The sequence below is a fragment of the Dyadobacter psychrophilus genome (assembly GCF_900167945.1).
Classification (GTDB): Bacteria; Bacteroidota; Bacteroidia; order Cytophagales; family Spirosomataceae; genus Dyadobacter; species Dyadobacter psychrophilus.
In genome coordinates this window covers 1,126,438-1,145,699 of record NZ_FUZA01000002.1, presented here as the reverse complement: position 1 = coordinate 1,145,699, position 19,262 = coordinate 1,126,438, and the positions used below count along the sequence as shown (strand labels likewise).

Genomic DNA, 19,262 nt, shown 5'->3' with positions numbered 1-19,262 from the left:
TACTTCATTTTTATTTGTTCAAAACAGGAAACCATATGTTGAAAACAGTGCCGTTTCCAGGACTTGATTCGGCAGTAATGTAGCCCTCGTGCTGCTCCACTATTTTTTTCACAATGCTAAGCCCGATGCCGGTTCCCGAATATTCATGCTTGCCATGCAGTCGCTGGAACAAGCTGAAAATTTTCTCACTGAATTCCTGTTCAAAACCGATGCCGTTGTCTGAAAAAGTAATATGATAAAATTGCTGACCAGGGTTCACAAAAGTGGGCGCAACAACTTTGTCTCCCTTTACTATTTGTGAAGAGATCCTGATCTCAGGACTTTCCGTCGAAAATTTCAATGAATTACTGATCAGGTTCGAGAACAGCTGGTTAATCTGAAAAGCATTCGCTTGCATGACCGGAAGATTGATAGTCTTGATAACTGCCTGTTTTTCGGCTATCAACAGCTCAAAATCGATCTCGATGTCCTGCACTATTTTATTAAGGTCTACCGCGGAATAGTCTTCGCCTGTTTTCGCCAGACGACTGTATGTCAGCACAGACTGAATAAGGTCGCTCATGCGTTGCGCAGACGATGAAATCTTGTCATAGTAAACCTGCGTGGCCTTTTCATCCTGTCTGTTTTTATGGATCAAATGGATGAATGTCTGGATTTTGCGCAAGGGTTCCTGCAAATCGTGGCTGGCGACGTAATTAAAGGATTCCAGCTCCTTGTTCGCTTTAACCAGGTCCTGCGTGCGCTGCTGCACTTTTTGTTCCAGTTCCTCGGTGAACAGTTTCTGATCCTCAAAAATCTTCTTGCGCGCATTGTGCATCTTGACCTGCGCCTTGATCCTGGCCAGCATTTCATTGGCCGAGAAGGGTTTTACCAAATAGTCGTCTGCACCAATGTCATATCCTTCTATTTTGGAGTCTTCGCCAGCCCGCGCCGTGACCAGGATAACCGGAACCTGAGCAGTTTCCGGATTGGCCTTTACCCTTTTCAGTAGTTCAATGCCATCAACTTCGGGCATCATAATGTCGCTCAAAACCAGCGTAGGCTTATATCTTCCTATTTTGTCAAGCGCGTCGAGACCGTTTGTCGCTGTGATTGTCCGGTATTTTGTAGCAATCAGCGACTGGATGTGTTGCCGCATGTCCGCATTATCGTCCACAATCAGGACAAGTTCATTCGCGTCATCCGGCACTATGCTTCTTTCACCATCAGTGCGGTTTTGAAGAAACGCTTGTTTTCCGACGAGCGCTGCGGCCTCTTGCAAAAACACATTGGAGCCGGCAATTTCGAGACTTGCGTCATCTTCAAAAATCTGGGTCACGGGCAAATGCCCCTTACCAAGCGGAATCGAAACAGTGAAGCAGCTGCCTTTCCCTTCAACACTTTCCACCTGGATCGTTCCCTGGTGCAGCTGGATGAGCTCTTTAATCAACGACAGACCGATCCCGGTTCCTTCGTAAGTCCTGCCAGCCGTATTCTGAACCCTGTGAAAACGTTCGAACATATGCGGCAGCTCACTTTCCGGAATCCCGACGCCTGTGTCCCGCACGGTCAGCACGGCATTTTCATTGTGCGTGGAAAGGTCTACTGTTATGGCGCCTTCCAATGTATATTTAAATGCATTTGACAAAAGATTAAAAACAACCTTTTCCCACATCTGACGGTCCAGATACACAGGGGGAATATGGTCAGCAGTGTTTACGTGGAGTTGCAGATCCGCTTTTTCTATCACAGATCTGAAATTGGCAGACAAATTCCTCGTGTAAGTGGCAAGGTCTGTCAACACAAAGTTGGCCAAGTGCCGCCCGCTTTCAATACGACTGAAATCGAGCAGCGAATTAACCAGTTTCAGAAGTCGCAACGCGTTCCGGTGCGTCACTTCAATGTTCTGCCTTTCCTCAGCTGTTAAAGCAATGTCCGGTTTGTTTAACAAAGCTTCAAGCGGTCCGAGAATCAGCATCAGGGGCGTGCGAAACTCATGACTAATGTTGGTAAAAAACAGTGTTTTTGCCTTATCCAATGCTTCAAGCGCCTCTGCCCGTTTACGTTCCTCCTCATACGCAAGCGCGTTGTTCACACCCAAAGCGATCTGGTCCGCAATCACTTGTATAAAATTCCGGTAAGCATCGTCAAATTTGCGATAAGGATTAAGTCCAACCGTGAGCACTGCCAGCGGGAACTGCCTGTTAGCCGACTTGATCGGAATATCTACAAAAACCCTTGGAGGAATGTCCCACGCACCTTGTGGCACTTCAGGCCATTGCCCGTCCATATCAGATTCGATAATGCGGTTTTCATGGATTGCCCTCAAAATACCGCTACCGACCGCCCCGCCTGAATTCAGATCAACTTTTCCGTCAGCCGGTTTATTTGTAAACCCTGAGCACGAAACGATTTCTGCGTTGGTTCCGTCGTGTTTTATTTTGTAAACCAATGAAAAAGGGAAATCACGCGTGTTGCTTGAAAGCGCCTTCGTCGCCTGTGCATACACTTCCTCTTCGGTTTTCTTGTGTGCAACCGTATCGAGCTGCTGCATGGTTTTTAATGCGCGCTCGTTGATTATCCTGTCTGTATCAGCTGTATTATAACAAATAATGCCTGACGGGAGGCCGTCCGCGCCGAGCACTGGTGTGTAGGAAAATGTATAATAGGTTTCTTCGGGAAAACCGCTTCGCTCCATAATGAGCAGCTGGGACTCCACATAGGTCCCCTCATCTTTTTGCATGGCGCGGGAAAGAAGCGGCTCAATGTCCTTCCAGATATCCTTCCAGACAACAGATGCGGGTTGCCCTAACGCGATAGGATGCTTGCCGCGAACGATGTCTATATATGCATCATTATATAACTTGATCAGCTGATCACCCCATCCTATCCAGATCGGCTGCTTGGAGCTGAGCATAATCCGCACGCATGTTTTAAGGCTTTGCGGCCATTGTTCGGGGTTTCCCAGATTTGTGCTATCCCAATCATATTGCCTGATGCGTTCGCCCATTTCGCCTCCTCCGGCAAGAAATTCCAGCTTCTTTATTTCATTGTCAACCATTTAAATGCCTAGATAAGGGTCGATACTATTTTTTTAATTTCCTTTTTAACCTCATCCGTATTGGCGTGTTTCTTGATCAGCCCGGAAGCTCCCAGGCTTTTGCACTGCTCCACGATGGCTTTTTCATCGGAGGTTGAGTACATAAAAGCTGGAATATGAAGCAGCGATGGCCTCTTTTTCATTTCTGCTAAAAATTCCATACCATTCATTTTGGGCATATTGATGTCTATGAAAATGACATCTGGGGCAAACGCTGGTTGTTGAAGTTTTTCAAGTGCCTGAATGCCGTCTTTGGCAAACACACATTCTGCTTCGGGAAGTGCATCTTCCAGCATGATAGAAAATATCTCCTGATCGTCAATATCATCGTCAATCAGGAACACGGTTACTTTTTCGGGCATTTTACAAATTTCAAGCAAGCGCAACTCGCGCTTTGCAAGATAATATAAAATACTATTTCCTTAGAAAATGTAACGTAGAACGCACGAAAAGCGGCTATATGATCACCTTGATCCCCCTGTCTTCCAGGCTCTTAACAGTTTCAGGCGATACGCGGGAATCTGTAACAATGTATTGCACCTGATCCAGGTCGCATATCTTGCCGATTCCGCGCTTCCCAAACTTTGTATGATCTGCCAGGACAGCGACAGATTGCGCGGTGCTGATCATTTTCTGGTTTAGACCGGCTTCTGTTAAATTGCTGATAGAGAGTCCAAAGTCGAAGTCAATGCCATCCACGCCGATGAAGAGAATGCCGCAGGAAATGTTCTCCAGAATGTATTCGGCGTAAGAACCAGCTACTGAGGATGAATTTTGCCTTATCAATCCGCCGAGTTGCAAAACCTCCACATTAGGCCGGTTACTAAGTTCCAGCGTCACCTTCACGGCTGGCGTAATAACTGTAACCTGCTTTGTAGGATGGAACGCCCGCGCCAGTTCAAAAACCGTTGTGCCAGAGCCGATCATGATCGAATCGTTTTGTCTGATCAGGCTTAATGCTGCTTTGGCAATGCTTTGTTTTTCTTCCGCGTTGATAAATTGTTTTTCATTTATAGGCCGCTCGATCGCATACGGATTGTTGATCGAGCCACCTCCGTGCGTACGGAAAAGTAGATTTTTGTCTTCCAGTATTTTAAGGTCCTTCCGGATCGTTACGCCGGAAACCTGCATCAGGTCCGATAATTCCTGAATGCTGACTGTCCCCGTCCGCTTCAATTCCTGCAAAATAAGCTGGTGCCTTTCCGTAATGTTTTTCATTGTATCGCGCTTTGCTGGCAATTATAACAAATGCTTGCCTAAAAAGGAAGATAATTATACTTTCAAAAACTTAAATTTTATTTCATTTTATTTAAATTACTTTAAATTACTTTGTTTATTTGCTCAATACTTTCCTAAATCATGAAATCTATTCGTATTGTCCAATGACAGCAACCTTAAAAAAAGCAGGCATGCCCTCCCACCTGGCCTGGGGCTACCTCGGAATCCTGATCTTTATGATGGGCGATGGCGTGGAGCAAGGCTGGCTCAGCCCTTATTTGCTGGAACACGGCATGAGCATCCAGCAATCCGCGTCCCTGTTCACCGTCTACGGCATTACCATTGCGATTTCCTCCTGGTTTTCAGGTGTGCTGGCCGAAGGTTACGGTCCGCGCAAAGCCATGTTGATCGGCATTTTGCTTTACATAATCGGGACTATTGGTTTTGTCGGCATTGGCATGGAAAGTCTGAATTTTCCCGTTATGCTCCTCACTTATGCGATCCGGGGATTTGGTTATCCGCTATTTGCATATTCATTTTTGGTATGGATCACTTACCGCACGCCGCAAAACCAGCTGGGACGCGCCGTTGGCTGGTTCTGGTTTGTCTTCACGGGCGGATTAAATGTGCTCGGTGCATATTATTCGAGCTGGGCTATTGACCACATTGGTTATCAAAACACGCTTTGGAGTTCTATTTTCTGGGTTTCTATTGGTGCTTTCTTTGCATTGATAGTCAATAAGGACCAATTCCGCTCATCCGTAGCGGCGGTGGGTGATGCTTCAACCAAAACCAAAGAACTTTTAAAAGGACTGACCATTGTCCGCGAAGAACCGAAGGTCCTGATCGGCGGGATCGTGCGGGTAATTAACACGACGGCCCAATTCGCATTTCCTGTTTTTCTGCCCGTTTATCTGGCTACGCATGGTTTTTCGACCCGCGAATGGTTGCAAATCTGGGGCACTATTTTCACGAGTAACATTATTTTTAATTTAATGTTCGGCTTCGTAGGCGACCGTTTGGGCTGGCGCAACACCATTATCTGGTTTGGAGGTGTGGGCTGCGGCATCACTACGTTGGTTTTTTATTACTCGCCAGTCTGGTTTGATGCTAATTATTGGATGGTGATGTTTTGTGGTGTGCTTTGGGGCGGGTTACTCGCGGGCTATGTGCCGCTTTCCGCATTAGTGCCATCATTGGTTAAAGAAGAAAAAGGTGCTGCAATGGCGATCCTGAATCTGGGCGCTGGCCTGCCCGTATTCATCGGGCCGGCCATTGTTGGCTTATTTATTGGTTCCATCGGCAGCGAAGGCGTGGTCTGGATTTTGGCCATCCTTTATTTCATCAGCGCGATCCTTACCAAATTTATTACACTGTCGAAAACGCCAGAGCCGGCAAATGCTACAATTGGCTAATAACGATTTTAATACACAATTATGAAAATTCTCATCACTGCACCCTACCACGAAAAGGCGCTGGAAGCATTGAAAAAACAATTCGGTGATATCATTTACAAGCCCTGGAAATTACAGGAACGAGCCTACAACGAGCAGGAACTGATCGATCTGATCCAGGTAACACAGGCCGAAGCGCTCATTACCGAGCACGATGAAGTGACTGCCAGAGTGATTGAAACGGCGGCGAATTTGCAATTCATTGGCGTTTGTCGCGGCACGCCATCCAATGTGGCAGTGGCTGCCGCTACGGAAAAAGGGATTCCGGTTTTCAATACACCGGCACGTAATGCGCAGGCCGTTGCGGAAATGTTCATCGCCAATCTCGTAAACCTGATGCGGAACACATTACCGGCGGTCAGTTGGCTGGAAGGCGAGAATTGGGAAGCCGGGGCGCATACTTCCTATTTACAGTTTAAAGGAAATGAAATTGCGGGCAAAACCATTGGTATGGTTGGATTTGGTGCTGTGGGACAAACCATTGCGAATCTGGTCAGACATTTTCCGGCTGAAATCCTTTACTATGATCCCTTCTATACATCCGATGATGAGGCTTACAAAAAGGTATCATTAGAAGAATTGTTTCAAACCAGCGATGTGGTTTCCATTCATTTGCCTGTCAACAAGGAAACGGAAGGTTTGATTGGAAAAGGTTTGATTTCCTTAATGAAAAAGGACGCGATTTTCGTGAATACGGCACGTGCGGTGGTTGTGCGGCGCGAGGATCTGCTATATGCCATCGAAAATGACCTCATCCGCGGCGCAATCCTGGATGTTTTTGACCATGAACCGCCGGACGAAATCGATTACAAACTTATCCACCATCCGCGCGTGCTAGCCACGCCGCATATTGCGGGAGCGACTTTCGAGGTGGAAGACCATCACGCGGACATTATGAACAGAAACCTTTTCAACTTTTATGTGGAAGGCAACCGTTCGATCCGGCAGTTGGTGAACAAGGAAGTTTTGCAATTAAAACATTAAAAGTAGGTTCAAGTAATGATACCAAAACAAGCTTATTTAATTGTAGATGTAGGAACGGGCAATGTGCGGGTAGCGGTTGCGGAACAGGACGGCAACATTTTGGGCGTTGAAAGCGAAGACGCGCGTTATGAAAAAGACCTGCATTATCCAGAATCCATCTATTTTTCACCGGATGCATTGTGGCAGCAAATCATTGATCTTGCAAAAAAGATATTTGAAAAAACCAGCCCTGTCAACATTACCGCAGTCACGGCTACGAGCCAGCGCGAGGGCATTGTTGTGATAGACCATACTGGAAATTCGCTGATCGGCATGCCGAACATTGACCACCGCGGCAGAGAATGGGAAGATCTGATTGCGGATAAACATGGTGTGTACCAACTAACTGGCCGTTACCCTACTTCTCTTTTCTCTGCATTAAAACTGGTCGGATTAAGGAACCGGATTCCTGAAACCTGGCAACGAGTGCACACATTCATGAGCATTAGTGATTGGGTGCTGTTCAAATTCAGCGGCGTGATCGGTTACGAGCATTCACAAGCGTGTGAAACACTGCTATATGACGTGGCGGCAAAAGGCTGGTCTGCGGATTTATGCAAAATTTTTGACCTTAATCCTTCCCTATTAGCTCCATTGCATGATTGTGGGTCTTTGCAAGGTAAAATTCTTCCTGAAATTGCCGCTATTTTCGGGCTTTCAAACAATGCGGTCGTGATTGTAGCGGGCTCAGATACGCAGCTGGCAATCATGAGCATGTGTCCGTCCGTCCAGGATATTGTGGTGGTTTCAGGAACCACTACGCCCGTGATTAAGATTACCGGAACCTATATTTTGGACGAAGCGGAACGGACATGGACGAGCAGGCATACGAATGGAAACAACTTTTTGCTGGAAGCCAATGCAGGCGTAACCGGACTTAATTATCAGCGACTTAAAGAAATTTTTTATCCCAATGAGCCTTATGCATTGATCGAAGAGGAGGTTGCCAACATTCGGGATGCGCAATGTGTGGCGGCACTCGGTTCTTTGCTCGCGGATGAAAAGTCGCCTTTAATCCGGGGCGGGTTCGTATTTAATACGCCCGTATCGCATGAATTGAGGCGCGGACATTTTGTTTTTGCCACATTATGGGACATTGCGTGCAGCATTTTCGAAAATTACAAAAGCCTCTGCGAAGTGGTTCCGCATGAAGAAGATCATATTTGGGCGTGCGGTGGCGGCGTACAAAGCAGATTGCTAAGGCAATTTTTGGCTAATCTTTTGAATAAAAAAGTCCGGATAAGGGATAATTACAGGCAGGCTTCGGCAGTCGGATGTGTGTTTGCGTGTAACCAGGCTTTGGGCATAGCAAGTAATATGCCGGCTGTTTTGGAGGAAATCAGTCCGGATCAGTCTATGGCACATGAACATTTGTATCACGAGTGGAAAAAGACGCGCGCCACATTTAAAACGGCATCGTAATGGAAGTATTTTTTTTAGGAATTGATGTCGGGACTCAGGGAGTTCGGGTTGTGTTAATGAACCAGGATGGCCAAGTGAAGGCTGCCGCAGAAAAACGTTTTGAGTTAACCGCTGTTTCGCGCGAAGAGCAATCTCCCGAGCTTTGGTGGGAGTCGTGTTTGAGTTGTCTGAATGATATCGTTATTTCTGCCGGAAAAAACATTGACACTAAAAACGTTTTATCCGTATCGGTAACTTCCACTTCCGGAACGGTGATTCCACTGGATCGCGAAAACAATGTATTGCACAATGCGCTCATGTATAGCGATATACGGTCGGAAGCGGAAGGAGAAATTTGCAAGAAAGCAGCCCTGCAATTCAATCCGGAGGGTTATGCGGGTTTCAATGCGTCGAGTGGTTTATCCAAAATAGTCTGGTTTGTGAAAAACTTTCCCGACAAGGCAATGCAGCTCGCAACATGGGTGCATGCAACCGATTTCATCATTGGCAAACTCTGTGGAAATTTTAGGATCACGGATTATACCAATGCATTGAAATCCGGATTTGATGTCAGCAGAGGTCTCTGGCCGCCATACATTCACGAACATTTACCTGTTAAAAAAGCATGGCTGCAAGAAGTCGTTCCGTCCGGAACGGTGATAGGAACATTACTTCCGGAACTGGCTGAAAAACTGAGGTTACCGGCCCTAAAAGTGGTTTCGGGCATGACCGATGGCTGCGCTTCGCAAGTGGCGTCGGGCGCGGTGAACCCTGGTGATTGGAATACGACCATAGGGACAACATTGGTTGTAAAGGGTGTTACGGTAAAAGAAATCAATGATCCGCTGGGCCGGCTTTACAGCCATCGCCACCCCGAAGGTTACTGGATGCCGGGCGGTGCGAGTAACACGGGCGCGGACTGGATTACCGCCGGTTTTTCCGAAAATCTAGCTGAGCTCAACGAGGCAGCGGCCCAACTAATTCCCACATTGGAAAGTGCTTATCCGCTCGTGCAGCAAGGCGAAAGATTTCCCTTTATTTCAAATGAAGCACGCGGGTTCGCACCGGGTGGAATATCCAGGGAAACATTATTTGCGGCTAATATGGAAGGCGTCGCTTATATCGAACGCATTGCTTATGAGCTCATTGAAACCCTTTCGAAGGAGAAAGTGCGCGCCATATTTACCGCTGGCGGAGCCAGCAACAGCGATACCTGGCTGACGATCCGTGCTAATGTGCTCAACAAACCGGTTTACAAATGCGGGCAGATTTCGGGTGCGGCTGGCGCGGCAATCCTGGCAGCTTCCGCCACGCACTACCAGACTTTGCGGGAAGCTGCAAAGGCGATGACGCATATGGAGAAGGTCGTGAAGCCTGCGGCAGGCCTGGTCGAAAAATATGAGATCGGCTACCAAAATTTTTTAAAGGAACTCAGAAAACGGAACTACTTTCAGGAGTCTGTTTTGACACAATGACATTCATATGCTTACAGTTTATTTGCTCCGCCATGGAGAAACCTTTTACAATGCCGATGGTAACCGATACTGCGGTGCCACGGACATTGGCCTTACCGAACTCGGCACGCAACAGGCATATTTTGCTGCCGAAATGCTCAAAAGCATCGAATTCGATGCCATATACGCTTCGCCACTGCAACGCGCATTTAATACGGCCACAATTGCTTCCGGATCGGGAAGCGTCATTGCCGACTCACGTTTGACGGAGGCGAATTTTGGAATATGGGAAGGAAAAACCCGGGCGGAATTTGTTGCAGAAAATCCGGAACTGTGGAAGCAGTGGTCTGACGACCCGGATTGTACCCAGGCAGGCGGCTCTGGCGAAACGGCCATGGAAGTTGTCAGACGTGTGGACGATTTTTTTACCGAAAAAGAGCAGCAGCATGACGGTCAGACCATTCTCGTTGTAGCGCACAATGCAGTAAACCGTTTTTACATGGCGTACAAATTGGGCATGCCATTGAAAAATTATCGTCGGCTCGTACAGGATAATTCTACCGTTACCATATTCAGTCTGGGTGGTGCAGAACCATTCAGCCTTTTAAAACTCAACTCCCGCTAGCCTTAATAATCCATTTTTATGAAGAAGTCTTTTTTATTTTCCGCCCTAACCGGCTTGTTTCTTTTTGGGACGATCCATGCTGTGAATGGCCAGGATAAATTGAATGTCCTGAAGTTGAAATCTGCCAAAGACCTGCACGCATTTTTTAAATATACTGGAAATGATGTGCTGCTTATTGCGGGTCACCGCGGAGGAATGGTAAAAGGCTTTCCCGAAAATTCCATCGCAACTTTCGAGAATACATTGAAGCATACGCCTGCATTCTTCGAGATCGATCCGCGTTTGACCAAAGATAGCGTGATGGTGCTCATGCACGACGCTACACTGGACCGGACGACGACCGGAAAAGGCAAACTTTCGGACTATACTTATGCTGAGCTCAAAAAATTCCGTTTGAAAGATGCCGAAGGCAATGTGACAGATTTCCCGATCCCAACTTTAAGCGAGGTGATTGAATGGGGCCGCGGAAAAACAATCCTGAACCTGGACCACAAGGACGTGCCACTGGAAATGACCGCTGCATTGGTCCGTAAACACAAAGCGGATTCCTACGTAATGATGACCGTCCATAAGCCCGAAGAAGCAATATTTTACCTCAAAGACAATCCCAACAGCACATTTTCAGCATTTATTAAAACCAAAGCAGAATTTGAAAGTTACCAGAAGGCCGGCGTTCCGTTCACGCAGCTGATCGCGTACATTGGCCCGTTGGTAAAACCCGAAAATCAGGAACTCTACAACTTGCTCAACGGAGCCGGCGCAATGGCCATGATCTCAGCAGCGTCTTCTTATGATAAGCTGAAAAGTGCAGAAGAACGCAAAGCGGCTTACATTTCCATTGCCAATGATGGCGCGTCCATCATAGAATCGGACTACCCTATTGAGCTGGCCGAAGCTGTAAAAGGCTTCATCAAGAAGGATAGTCCGAAGCAAAAGTTTTTTGGCAAAAAATAGCCGCTGTCACTCGCTTTTCAGCACTTTGGCTGGATTGTTCCGTGCCGCTTTCACTGTTTGCGATCCAATCATCAGAAAAGCGAGGAACATGACCACTAAAACCCCGGCCAGCAATTCCAGCATATCGATCGGCTGGTGATATGGGAAGTTTTCGAGGACGATCTTGTCAAAGAAAAAGTAGGTTGCGGGAATGGCGATCAATGCGGAAATGATCAGCAGGATCAGGAATCCTTCGCATAGCAAATAGACCAAACCACCCTCGCTCGCTCCTAAAACTTTGCGGATACTGATTTCTTTGAGCTTTGTTTCGGTTGTAAAAACCACCATACCAAAAAGGCCCAGCGACGCAATGCAGATCGCCAGAAAAGCAACGAATCCGATGACTTTGACCATGACCGAAAACTGGCTGTATGCTTCCTCGATCTGGTCGTCATAAAATTTTGCTTTCATAGGATGTACTTTATCTACTTTCCGCCAGGCCGTTTCAAGCGTTTCCAATGTGCCGGGCAAATCGTTAGAAGCTATTTTCACGTTGAGGAAACCCGACGGCTCATTGGCCGAGTAGCGAAACATGACGGGCTCTATCTTACTTTCCAGCGTGCCATAATGAAAGTCTTTGATCACACCCACAATTGTCAGCGGCTGGCCATCCACAGTAATCACCTTACCAAGCGCTTTCTCCGGATTTCTTTTGGCAATATTAAACCGTTTCAAAACCTGTTCATTCACAATGGCTTCGCTTTCTTTTCCTTTTTCAGGCTTCAATTTGAAGTTTGTACCAGCCAGTAATTTATGATTATGCAATGGCAAATAATGTTCGTCTACAAGATTTATCCAGACATTATTTGAATCGAGGCCATATTTAAGGGTCGATCCGTGATAACTTCCCAGGCTCGTGATCATAAGTGACCGCGAAATTTCCTTTACCGCAGGAATTTCGGCGAACTCTTTTGCCAAAACTTCCGGCTTATTTCCCTGCAAACGAATGTTGACAATGTTTTCTGTTTCAAATCCAAGGTCGAAACGGAGCAGACCTTTGTATTGGCTATAACCTACCAGCGTTGCTGCAATAAAGAAAAGTGACAGTGTATATTGAATGACTATCAATGCTTTACGCATCCCAACCCGTCGGAACAATTTGAGATTTGACGCGTCTTTCATAACCAGAAGCGCATTAATCCGCGAGAAAAACAATGCTGGCAAAAAGCCCGCAGCAAGGCCAACCAGGCAGGCCAGGGCAATGAAGTAAAGAATCGTTTTGAACGACAAATCAAGGGAAAGAAGGTCAGAAATGTGCGGGTCAAGGGCGAGAAATTCTTTCTTTAAAAACAAAAACAATCCAAATGAAAATACCAGCGCAAGCATGGCTATGATCACCGATTCGGCCATAAACTGACCTAAAACGTGGCTCTTTCTGGCGCCGATGATTTTCCTGATGCCGACCTCGCGCGATCGCCGGAGCGATCGTGCTACGGATAAATTGGTATAGTTGAAACAGGCAGATAGTATGATTACGAAAGCCAGTCCGCTCAACACCCAGGTTACCAATGGCGAAATGGCTGGCCCAACATTGTTGGAAAGCTTTCCTCCCAGCACGGAGCCCAGCATGGGTTTTAAGGAAATGGATACGGCCTTGTCTTTCAATGCTGCGCTTTCCTGCTTGCTTATTTTCGCCAATGCCGATTCCACCGGCGCAAGCTCGGAATGCTCCGGCATCAATACATACACATAATTCGACCAGACATTATCCCAATTATAAAAATTGGTTTTCTCTTCCTGCTGCGCCTCAATTGTCGCGAAGGATATCAGCATTTCAAACCGGATATGCGAGAGTTTGGGCAGATCTTTCACAACCCCGCGAACCATATAACTGGTTGTGTCAAACATGACTGGTTTACCGATCGGGTCGGCTTCGCCAAACATTTTCCTGGCCGTTTTTTCTGACAAAACAAGCGAATAGGGTTCTTCCAGGGCGGTCGCAATGTCGCCTTTCAGCATTGGAAATGTAAATACTTTCAGGAAAGAGTTATCGGCCCAGATCGCTTCCAGCGGAAATGTTGCATTGCCAACGCGGGCATCGCCTGAAAATCCCTGGCGGAAAATGGTTACTTTTTGCGGGCCTGCAACCGTCTCAAGGATTTTCTTGCCGGCCTTAACCGAGGTGGACGCGAGTTCCATAGGCGGCTGGTCGGCGTTCCGGAAAGTGGTGATAACCCGGTAAATCCTGTCGCGTCCCTGATGAAAATCATCGTAAGCGTTCAGATCAGTAATCACGGCGATCACGAGCAGGCCTACTGACATGCTCACCGCCAGGCCAATAATGTTGATCAGTGAAAATAGTTTGTTGCGAACGAGGCTGCGTCGTGACGTTTTAAGATAGCTCCCAATCATGATCCAGTGAACGAAAAGGTTAAAGAATTCTATTTTGCGAATGGTATATGGCCTCAAAAATTTGATCACGTCGATCGCGTAAATGATCCTTGCGCGGCGCAATCCTTTATGTTTTACATTTCGCTCAAAGTATTCAAACAGGTCTCCTTCCAAATCTTCCAGCAGACGCGGTCGGCAATACCATTGCAGGAAGCGGGTTGCCCAGCGCGGGGGTTGGCCATTTGCTTTCATATGGAACCTTCGAGGTTAAAGCCGGGAATGTTGCGCCAGATATTTTCACGCACTTCCTTGGATCTTGTCAGTGCAACTTTGCCCGTGTGGCTGACTTCGTAAAAACGCTTCCGCTTGCCGCCCCTCGTGCTGCTCGCCTCCCCTAACCTGCTTTTAGCTAACCCCTTTTCTTCCAGCCTGTTCAACACCGCATGCACCACGCCCAACTTGGCTGTGCGGCCCGTATATTTTTCCAGTTCATCACAAATGGCGACACTATAAGCTTCACTGGCCAACGATGCAATCGTCAGTAAAACAAGCTCCTCAAATTCCCCAAGATTAGTCCCCTTCATAATAACCTAACAACGAAAAGTGTATATCTTCACCAAATGTATGTAAAACAGTTTTATTAATTCTTGTTTTGTATGTATAATATTTTTTAGGGATCAACATCTAAGGAACTTTACGGCTTGACGATGACCGAGGAAATTCACGCATCTGTATTTATTAACGGCAATCCCAACCTGAGAGCAGGCATTTCAAAAAACCACAAAATATTGATTTTGAGAGAGTGCTTACGGTTCTTGAATACAAGGAGCGAAATAAGCATAGTGACTGTTCGGATTGAAAAGAATTCGGATTACACCAATGATGTGTTTGAATTTGCCTGGAAATTACTTATTCAAAGAATAGACAATACATTAAAAGCAGGCAATTTCCCGGGAAAATTGAAAGCTGATAAAGGTTTGATAATAACTGACAACACGGACGAAATAAAGCTCAGAAAGCTGTTAAGAAAAATGAGGCGGTTCAATTTTGTCCCAAGTAAGTTCGGGCGGGCGTCAATTGATGCAAAAATCACAAGCATTATTGAAGACCCTGTGAGCAGGGATTCCAAGTCGTCTTACATTCATCAGATGGCCGATGTTGTCTGCTACTTCGCGAGGCAATATTATGAGCCTAATAAGACGATCAGGAAGAAAGGACTTCGGAACTTTTACATTGCAAACTTGGGCAATGTTTTGAACCCAAACATTTCGCCAAGAAATACCGTGAACTATATCTTGGAACAGCAGGCATAAAAAAGGGGAGCATTTCAGCACCCCGGGTGACTCCTACTACCCCGGTCAGGCCGAGATTCAGAATCATAACAAAAATAACATAAAAACTCGACAAGACAAATTCTTAGAATTGGCTTGCCCCTACTCCGCCGAAATACAAGCCAGGTATGCCCGCTTCAGGGATGATGTGATATCATCGTAGCGTAGTGGCTTGGAAATGTAATCGTCCATGCCGGCGGCCAGGCATTCTTCGCGGTCTTCTTTCATGGCGTTGGCGGTCATGGCGATGATGTAGGGCTGGTCGATCCGCTGTTTGCGAATGCGGCGGGTGGCCTCCAATCCGTCCATCTCGGGCATTTGCACATCCATAAAAACGACGTCGAATTTTTCCGAAAAAGTCCTGGCCACCACCTCAACGCCATCCCGGGTTATGACGGGCGTGTAGCCCAATTTTCCAAGTATTCTGACAAAAAGCATTTCGTTAATCTGATTGTCTTCCGCTATCAGGATCTGCAACGGATACTGAACGGCAAAATCTTCCGAAAGCGGTGACTGCACTGGCGGCAAAACCTGACGTGCCGAATCGCCCTGGTTTTTAAGTTCCATCTGGATTAGCTGACCAAGCTGATGATGCTTAACAGGTTTTGTTAATATAGCTGCGAACAAGTCCTTGAAATTCCTGCGTCTATCGTCTCCTACCGAGCTCAGCAGGAAGATGGGCAGTGTGGGAAAGCGCTCTTTTATTTTCCCGGCCAGGCTCACCCCGTCCATCTCCGGCATTTGCTGATCGGTGATAATCAGGTCGAACCTTGCACCGCTGTCCAGGATTTCCAGTGCCTGCTTCCCGGACGATGCCAGTGTAGGCACGAGTTTCCACTGCTCCATCTGCGCATGGAAAATCCGTAAGTTGGTATCATTGTCATCCACGACCAAAACCGCTTTTCCATCGTTTTCGGTGGTGTTGAAATGGACATACTGACGCTGAGATTCATGACTGACTTCGGCGAGGATGGAAAAATGAAAGCTGGTTCCCTTATCCGGCTCGCTATCAACACTGATTTCCCCGCCCATCAGATTTACGAGTCTTTGACTGATAACCAAACCTAGCCCCGTGCCCCCATATTTACGTGTATGTGAAGAATCGACCTGCGAAAAGGCAACGAAAAGTCGGTCCAGTTTATCCGCTGGAATGCCTATTCCTGTGTCTTTGATCTGAAAATTAATCTCAATTTCGTCGTCGCTGATGTATTTGACAAGCTTCACAATCACCAGAATTTCACCCTGATGCGTGAATTTGATCGCATTTCCTACGAGATTGACCAGGATCTGGCGTAACCTCTGGCTGTCTCCAATGATCTGGTTAGGAACTTGCGGGCTGATCTGGTAAACAAGGTCCAGCCCGATCACAGCGGCTTTGGAAGAAAATATATCCAGAACTCCTTCGATACAATCCCGAAGATTGAAACTGATCCTTTCCAGTTCCATATTTCCTGACTCGATTTTCGAGAAGTCCAGGATGTCGTTAATCACCGTCAACAGGCTGTCGCCACATTTTATAATGGTGTCGGTATACTCTGTTTGCTCCTCATTCATAGGTGTTTGTGCTAGCAGCAAAGCCATCCCGATGACTCCATTCATAGGCGTGCGGATCTCATGGCTCATTGTTGCCAGAAAAACGCTTTTAGCCATATTGGCCTTTTCCGCTTCTTGTCTCGCTAGCAGTTCCCTTTCGTGCTGACTCTGCAACCGGGTGTTCATTATTTGCAGGTCCGCGGATTGCAGTTCAAGTTCATGCTTTTGGCGGATCACTTCCACTGTCCTTTCCTCAACCTGCGTTTGTAAAAGGTCTTTTTGCCGCTTGATAGCGCCTACCCGCCAGCGGTAAACGGCGTAAATCCCTCCCGCAATGCACATTATGGCTAAGGCCCGGAACCAGATCGTTTTCCAGAATGGCGGCGTCACGTGCAGGATAATGCTTGTCCCCTGTTCGTTCCAAACACCATCATTGTTGGAAGCTTTTACTTTAAAAACATAATCTCCCGGGTCGAGATTGGTGTAAGTCGCCTTCCGGTTTGTACCGCTGTAAATCCAGTCTTTATCGAAACCAACTAATTGATAAGCGTATTGATTTTTTTCCGACAATGTATAATTCAGCGCTGTGAATTCGAAGGAAAGCATGGACTGTGCATAGGAAACGGTTATTTCCCTGGCCGCGCTGATCTGGTTGTCGATAGGAGAATCCTTATCACGATTGTTGACGGGCTGATTGAAAATCTGGAAATCGGTGATGAAAACCGGTGGGATGAATGCGTTATATTTGATGCTGTCCGGGTGGAAAAAGTTGAGTCCGTATTGCCCCCCAATGAAAATCAGTCCGGCTTTATTTCTGAATAGTGATAACCTGTTAAACGATCCCTGCTGCAAACCGTCACTAAAATCAAAGTTTCTGAACTCGGTTGTTTTTGGATTAAAACGTGAGAGGCCTTTATTGGAACTTATCCAAAGCAGCCCGTGATCGTCCTCAGTAATTCCCTGGACAACATCGTTGGGCAGGCCATCGGATTTCTGATAATGCTTAAATGTCCGGTTTTTCTTGTCAAAAAGGTTCAGGCCGCCGTTGGTTGCAACCCATATTTTCCTGCTCCTATCTTCATATATAGCATTAACCTGGTTGTTTGACAAGCTTTTAGCCTCTTTGGGATCAGATTTAAATGCAGTAAAACGGTTATTTTTTTCATCAAATAAATTCAATCCGCTCCCTTCCGTTCCTACCCAAAGCATTTTTTCAGAATCCACAAAAACGGACAAGATAAGATCACTGCTGATCGAGCCCGAAACATTGGCATTGGCCCTGTATTCAGTCACATTACCAGAAACTTTGTCGTATTTCAGCAAGCCTCTCGACGTTCCAATCCACAGACAATGCCTGCTTTCGTCATTGGTCATGACGTGAATGTTGGCGTAAATGGCGGAGGCGGGATTGTCACTTTTATTCAAATTCCGAAACGAGGCCGTTTTCCGGTCGTATAGACTTAGTCCGCCCTTGTAATTCCCTATCCAGATATCGCGGGCTTCGTCTTCGCAGATTGCGATCACATAATTGCTGGCAATGCTGTTCTCCCTTCCGGGATCATGCATAAATTGGGTAATCTTACCGGCTTTACGATCCAGCACATTAATTCCGCCTCCGTCAGTCCCGGCCCATATTTTCCCTTCAACATCTTCCATTACGGTCAGGACATTGTCGTTATTCAGGCTTCCCGGATCATTTGTGTTGGTTTTATATAATCCAAATTTCAATAGCTCATGATCCATGACGTTGATTCCCCCGCTGTAAGTGCCTACCCACATTGTTCCCTGCGGATCGCAGAACATGGTGTAAATGGAGCCGTTGTTCAACCCGCCGACGTCGTTCTTATCATATTTGTAATGAACAAAGTCACCGTTTTCATGCAAGACATTGATCCCGCCATTGCGCGTCCCTATCCATAACTTTCCGTTTTTATCCTCCTCCAATGAAATTACATCGTTGTGGGAAAGACCGGCCGGCTGTCCGTCCTGATGCCGGAACACTGTAAATTTGCCCGTATTTGGATTGAAAAGATTAAGGCCTCCGCCTTCTGTCGCGATCCATAACCTGCCGCGCGAGTCCTCCAAAACTTCATTCAGATCGTTGATACTGAGCGAAGCCGGATCGGCCGGATCGTTTTTATAATTGAGAAAGCTGTTTGTGGCAGCATTAAACTTGTTTAATCCGCCGCCTCCGGTTGCAATCCACACGGTTCCTTTGCTATCAACCGTAATATCACTTACTATGTTATTGCTCAGACTTCCCGAGGCCCCCGGATCACTGGAAAAGTTTCGAAATGTATTTTTTTGGGGGTTCAGGATGCTTACACCGCCGCCAATGGTGCCCACCCAAATGTTTCCGCTCTTGTCCTGGTCGATAGCGTGCACCTTGTTGTTAGCAAGACTATTATTGTCTCCGGCCTTATGCAAGTAGTTCGTGAAGGTGTCCTTGTCGCTATTAAACCGACTCAGGCCGCCATCGTCGGTCCCGATCCAGAGCCTGCCTTGTCTGTCTTCAAAAATGGTGTGAATGTAATTATGACTGATGCTCTGCGGATTCCGGGGATCGTTACGATAAACGGTGAATTTGTACCCGTCAAATTTGTTGAGTCCATCCTGCGTTCCAAACCACATAAAACCGTGCTTGTCCTTCACAATGCAAGTAACGTTGTTTTGCGACAACCCTTGCCCTGTGGTCAGATGGCGGAATACTGCGTTTCTATCTTGGGAAAATGAATGGGTAACAAACGAAAGGAAAAGAAAGAGGAAAGTAAAGGTTTTACGCATGCGGTAACATTCAGTTTACAACTATTTCTACGTAAA

At 46.7% G+C, this 19,262-nt stretch carries 13 protein-coding genes; 7 read left to right on the top strand and 6 right to left on the bottom strand.

Annotated elements, in window-relative coordinates; translation table 11 throughout:
- Positions 1–10: 10 nt before the first annotated feature.
- The 3 genes from B5X68_RS11685 to B5X68_RS11675 all read right to left on the bottom strand — a co-directional run bounded on the left by B5X68_RS11685 (position 11) and on the right by B5X68_RS11675 (position 4,297).
- Complete coding sequence (locus B5X68_RS11685) at positions 11–3,040, bottom strand: ATP-binding protein (protein ID WP_082214849.1); 3,030 nt, start codon at positions 3,038–3,040, stop codon at positions 11–13.
- A gap of 8 nt (positions 3,041–3,048) precedes the next feature.
- The gene (locus tag B5X68_RS11680; protein ID WP_082214848.1) at positions 3,049–3,441 is read right to left on the bottom strand and encodes a response regulator; all 393 of its coding nucleotides are present in this window, start codon (positions 3,439–3,441) and stop codon (positions 3,049–3,051) included.
- Positions 3,442–3,535: 94 nt separating this feature from the next.
- On the bottom strand, positions 3,536–4,297 hold the full coding sequence (locus B5X68_RS11675) for a DeoR/GlpR family DNA-binding transcription regulator (RefSeq protein ID WP_082214847.1): 762 nt from the start codon (positions 4,295–4,297) through the stop codon (positions 3,536–3,538).
- A gap of 191 nt (positions 4,298–4,488) precedes the next feature.
- On the opposite strand from B5X68_RS11675, the gene B5X68_RS11670 reads away from it, so the two are divergent.
- From B5X68_RS11670 to B5X68_RS11645, 6 genes are read left to right on the top strand one after another with little or no spacing between them, the layout of a single operon-like run.
- A complete protein-coding gene (locus B5X68_RS11670; RefSeq protein ID WP_229208374.1) occupies positions 4,489–5,712 on the top strand; it encodes an MFS transporter in 1,224 nt (407 codons plus the stop codon).
- Positions 5,713–5,733: 21 nt separating this feature from the next.
- A complete protein-coding gene (locus B5X68_RS11665; RefSeq protein WP_082214845.1) occupies positions 5,734–6,735 on the top strand; it encodes a 2-hydroxyacid dehydrogenase in 1,002 nt (333 codons plus the stop codon).
- A 15-nt stretch (positions 6,736–6,750) separates the two neighbouring features.
- Entirely contained in the window at positions 6,751–8,196 is a 1,446-nt protein-coding gene (locus B5X68_RS11660) for an FGGY-family carbohydrate kinase (protein ID WP_082214844.1), read from the top strand.
- Entirely contained in the window at positions 8,196–9,650 is a 1,455-nt protein-coding gene (locus B5X68_RS11655) for an FGGY-family carbohydrate kinase (RefSeq protein WP_082214843.1), read from the top strand. Before B5X68_RS11660 ends, B5X68_RS11655 begins: the two co-directional genes overlap by 1 nt.
- Positions 9,651–9,657: 7 nt before the next feature.
- Positions 9,658–10,254 carry a histidine phosphatase family protein gene (locus B5X68_RS11650; protein ID WP_082214842.1) on the top strand — a complete coding sequence of 199 codons (597 nt, stop codon included), beginning with the start codon at positions 9,658–9,660 and terminating at the stop codon, positions 10,252–10,254.
- 18 nt (positions 10,255–10,272) lie between these two features.
- Positions 10,273–11,208 (top strand): glycerophosphodiester phosphodiesterase family protein, encoded by a 936-nt coding sequence (locus B5X68_RS11645; protein ID WP_082214840.1) that lies wholly within the window; start codon positions 10,273–10,275, stop codon positions 11,206–11,208.
- Between the two features lie 6 nt (positions 11,209–11,214).
- Here the strand turns inward: B5X68_RS11645 and B5X68_RS11640 are convergent, their stop codons facing one another.
- Together B5X68_RS11640 and B5X68_RS11635 are read right to left on the bottom strand one after the other, a co-directional pair.
- Positions 11,215–13,830: an ABC transporter permease gene (locus B5X68_RS11640; RefSeq protein WP_082214839.1), complete on the bottom strand. Its 2,616-nt coding sequence runs from the start codon at positions 13,828–13,830 to the stop codon at positions 11,215–11,217.
- Entirely contained in the window at positions 13,827–14,162 is a 336-nt protein-coding gene (locus B5X68_RS11635; RefSeq protein WP_082214838.1) for a PadR family transcriptional regulator, read from the bottom strand. The genes B5X68_RS11640 and B5X68_RS11635 overlap by 4 nt, the downstream gene beginning before the upstream one ends.
- A 123-nt stretch (positions 14,163–14,285) precedes the next feature.
- Between B5X68_RS11635 and B5X68_RS11630 the strand changes: the two genes are divergently transcribed.
- Complete coding sequence (locus B5X68_RS11630; RefSeq protein WP_082214836.1) at positions 14,286–14,891, top strand: DUF3800 domain-containing protein; 606 nt, start codon at positions 14,286–14,288, stop codon at positions 14,889–14,891.
- A gap of 120 nt (positions 14,892–15,011) precedes the next feature.
- Here B5X68_RS11630 and B5X68_RS11625 read toward each other — a convergent pair whose 3' ends face one another.
- Positions 15,012–19,226: a hybrid sensor histidine kinase/response regulator gene (locus tag B5X68_RS11625; protein WP_082214835.1), complete on the bottom strand. Its 4,215-nt coding sequence runs from the start codon at positions 19,224–19,226 to the stop codon at positions 15,012–15,014.
- Between the last annotated feature and the right edge of the window lie 36 nt (positions 19,227–19,262).

Excerpts from the sequence above, each read along its gene's own strand:
- B5X68_RS11685 (WP_082214849.1), bottom strand. The coding sequence starts at position 3,040 with ATGGTTGACAATGAAATAAAGAAGCTGGAATTTCTTGCCGGAGGAGGC.
- B5X68_RS11680 (WP_082214848.1), bottom strand. The coding sequence starts at position 3,441 with ATGCCCGAAAAAGTAACCGTGTTCCTGATTGACGATGATATTGACGAT.
- B5X68_RS11675 (WP_082214847.1), bottom strand. The coding sequence starts at position 4,297 with ATGAAAAACATTACGGAAAGGCACCAGCTTATTTTGCAGGAATTGAAG.
- B5X68_RS11670 (WP_229208374.1), top strand. The coding sequence starts at position 4,489 with ATGCCCTCCCACCTGGCCTGGGGCTACCTCGGAATCCTGATCTTTATG.
- B5X68_RS11665 (WP_082214845.1), top strand. The coding sequence starts at position 5,734 with ATGAAAATTCTCATCACTGCACCCTACCACGAAAAGGCGCTGGAAGCA.
- B5X68_RS11660 (WP_082214844.1), top strand. The coding sequence starts at position 6,751 with ATGATACCAAAACAAGCTTATTTAATTGTAGATGTAGGAACGGGCAAT.
- B5X68_RS11655 (WP_082214843.1), top strand. The coding sequence starts at position 8,196 with ATGGAAGTATTTTTTTTAGGAATTGATGTCGGGACTCAGGGAGTTCGG.
- B5X68_RS11650 (WP_082214842.1), top strand. The coding sequence starts at position 9,658 with ATGCTTACAGTTTATTTGCTCCGCCATGGAGAAACCTTTTACAATGCC.
- B5X68_RS11645 (WP_082214840.1), top strand. The coding sequence starts at position 10,273 with ATGAAGAAGTCTTTTTTATTTTCCGCCCTAACCGGCTTGTTTCTTTTT.
- B5X68_RS11640 (WP_082214839.1), bottom strand. The coding sequence starts at position 13,830 with ATGAAAGCAAATGGCCAACCCCCGCGCTGGGCAACCCGCTTCCTGCAA.
- B5X68_RS11635 (WP_082214838.1), bottom strand. The coding sequence starts at position 14,162 with ATGAAGGGGACTAATCTTGGGGAATTTGAGGAGCTTGTTTTACTGACG.
- B5X68_RS11630 (WP_082214836.1), top strand. The coding sequence starts at position 14,286 with ATGACCGAGGAAATTCACGCATCTGTATTTATTAACGGCAATCCCAAC.
- B5X68_RS11625 (WP_082214835.1), bottom strand. The coding sequence starts at position 19,226 with ATGCGTAAAACCTTTACTTTCCTCTTTCTTTTCCTTTCGTTTGTTACC.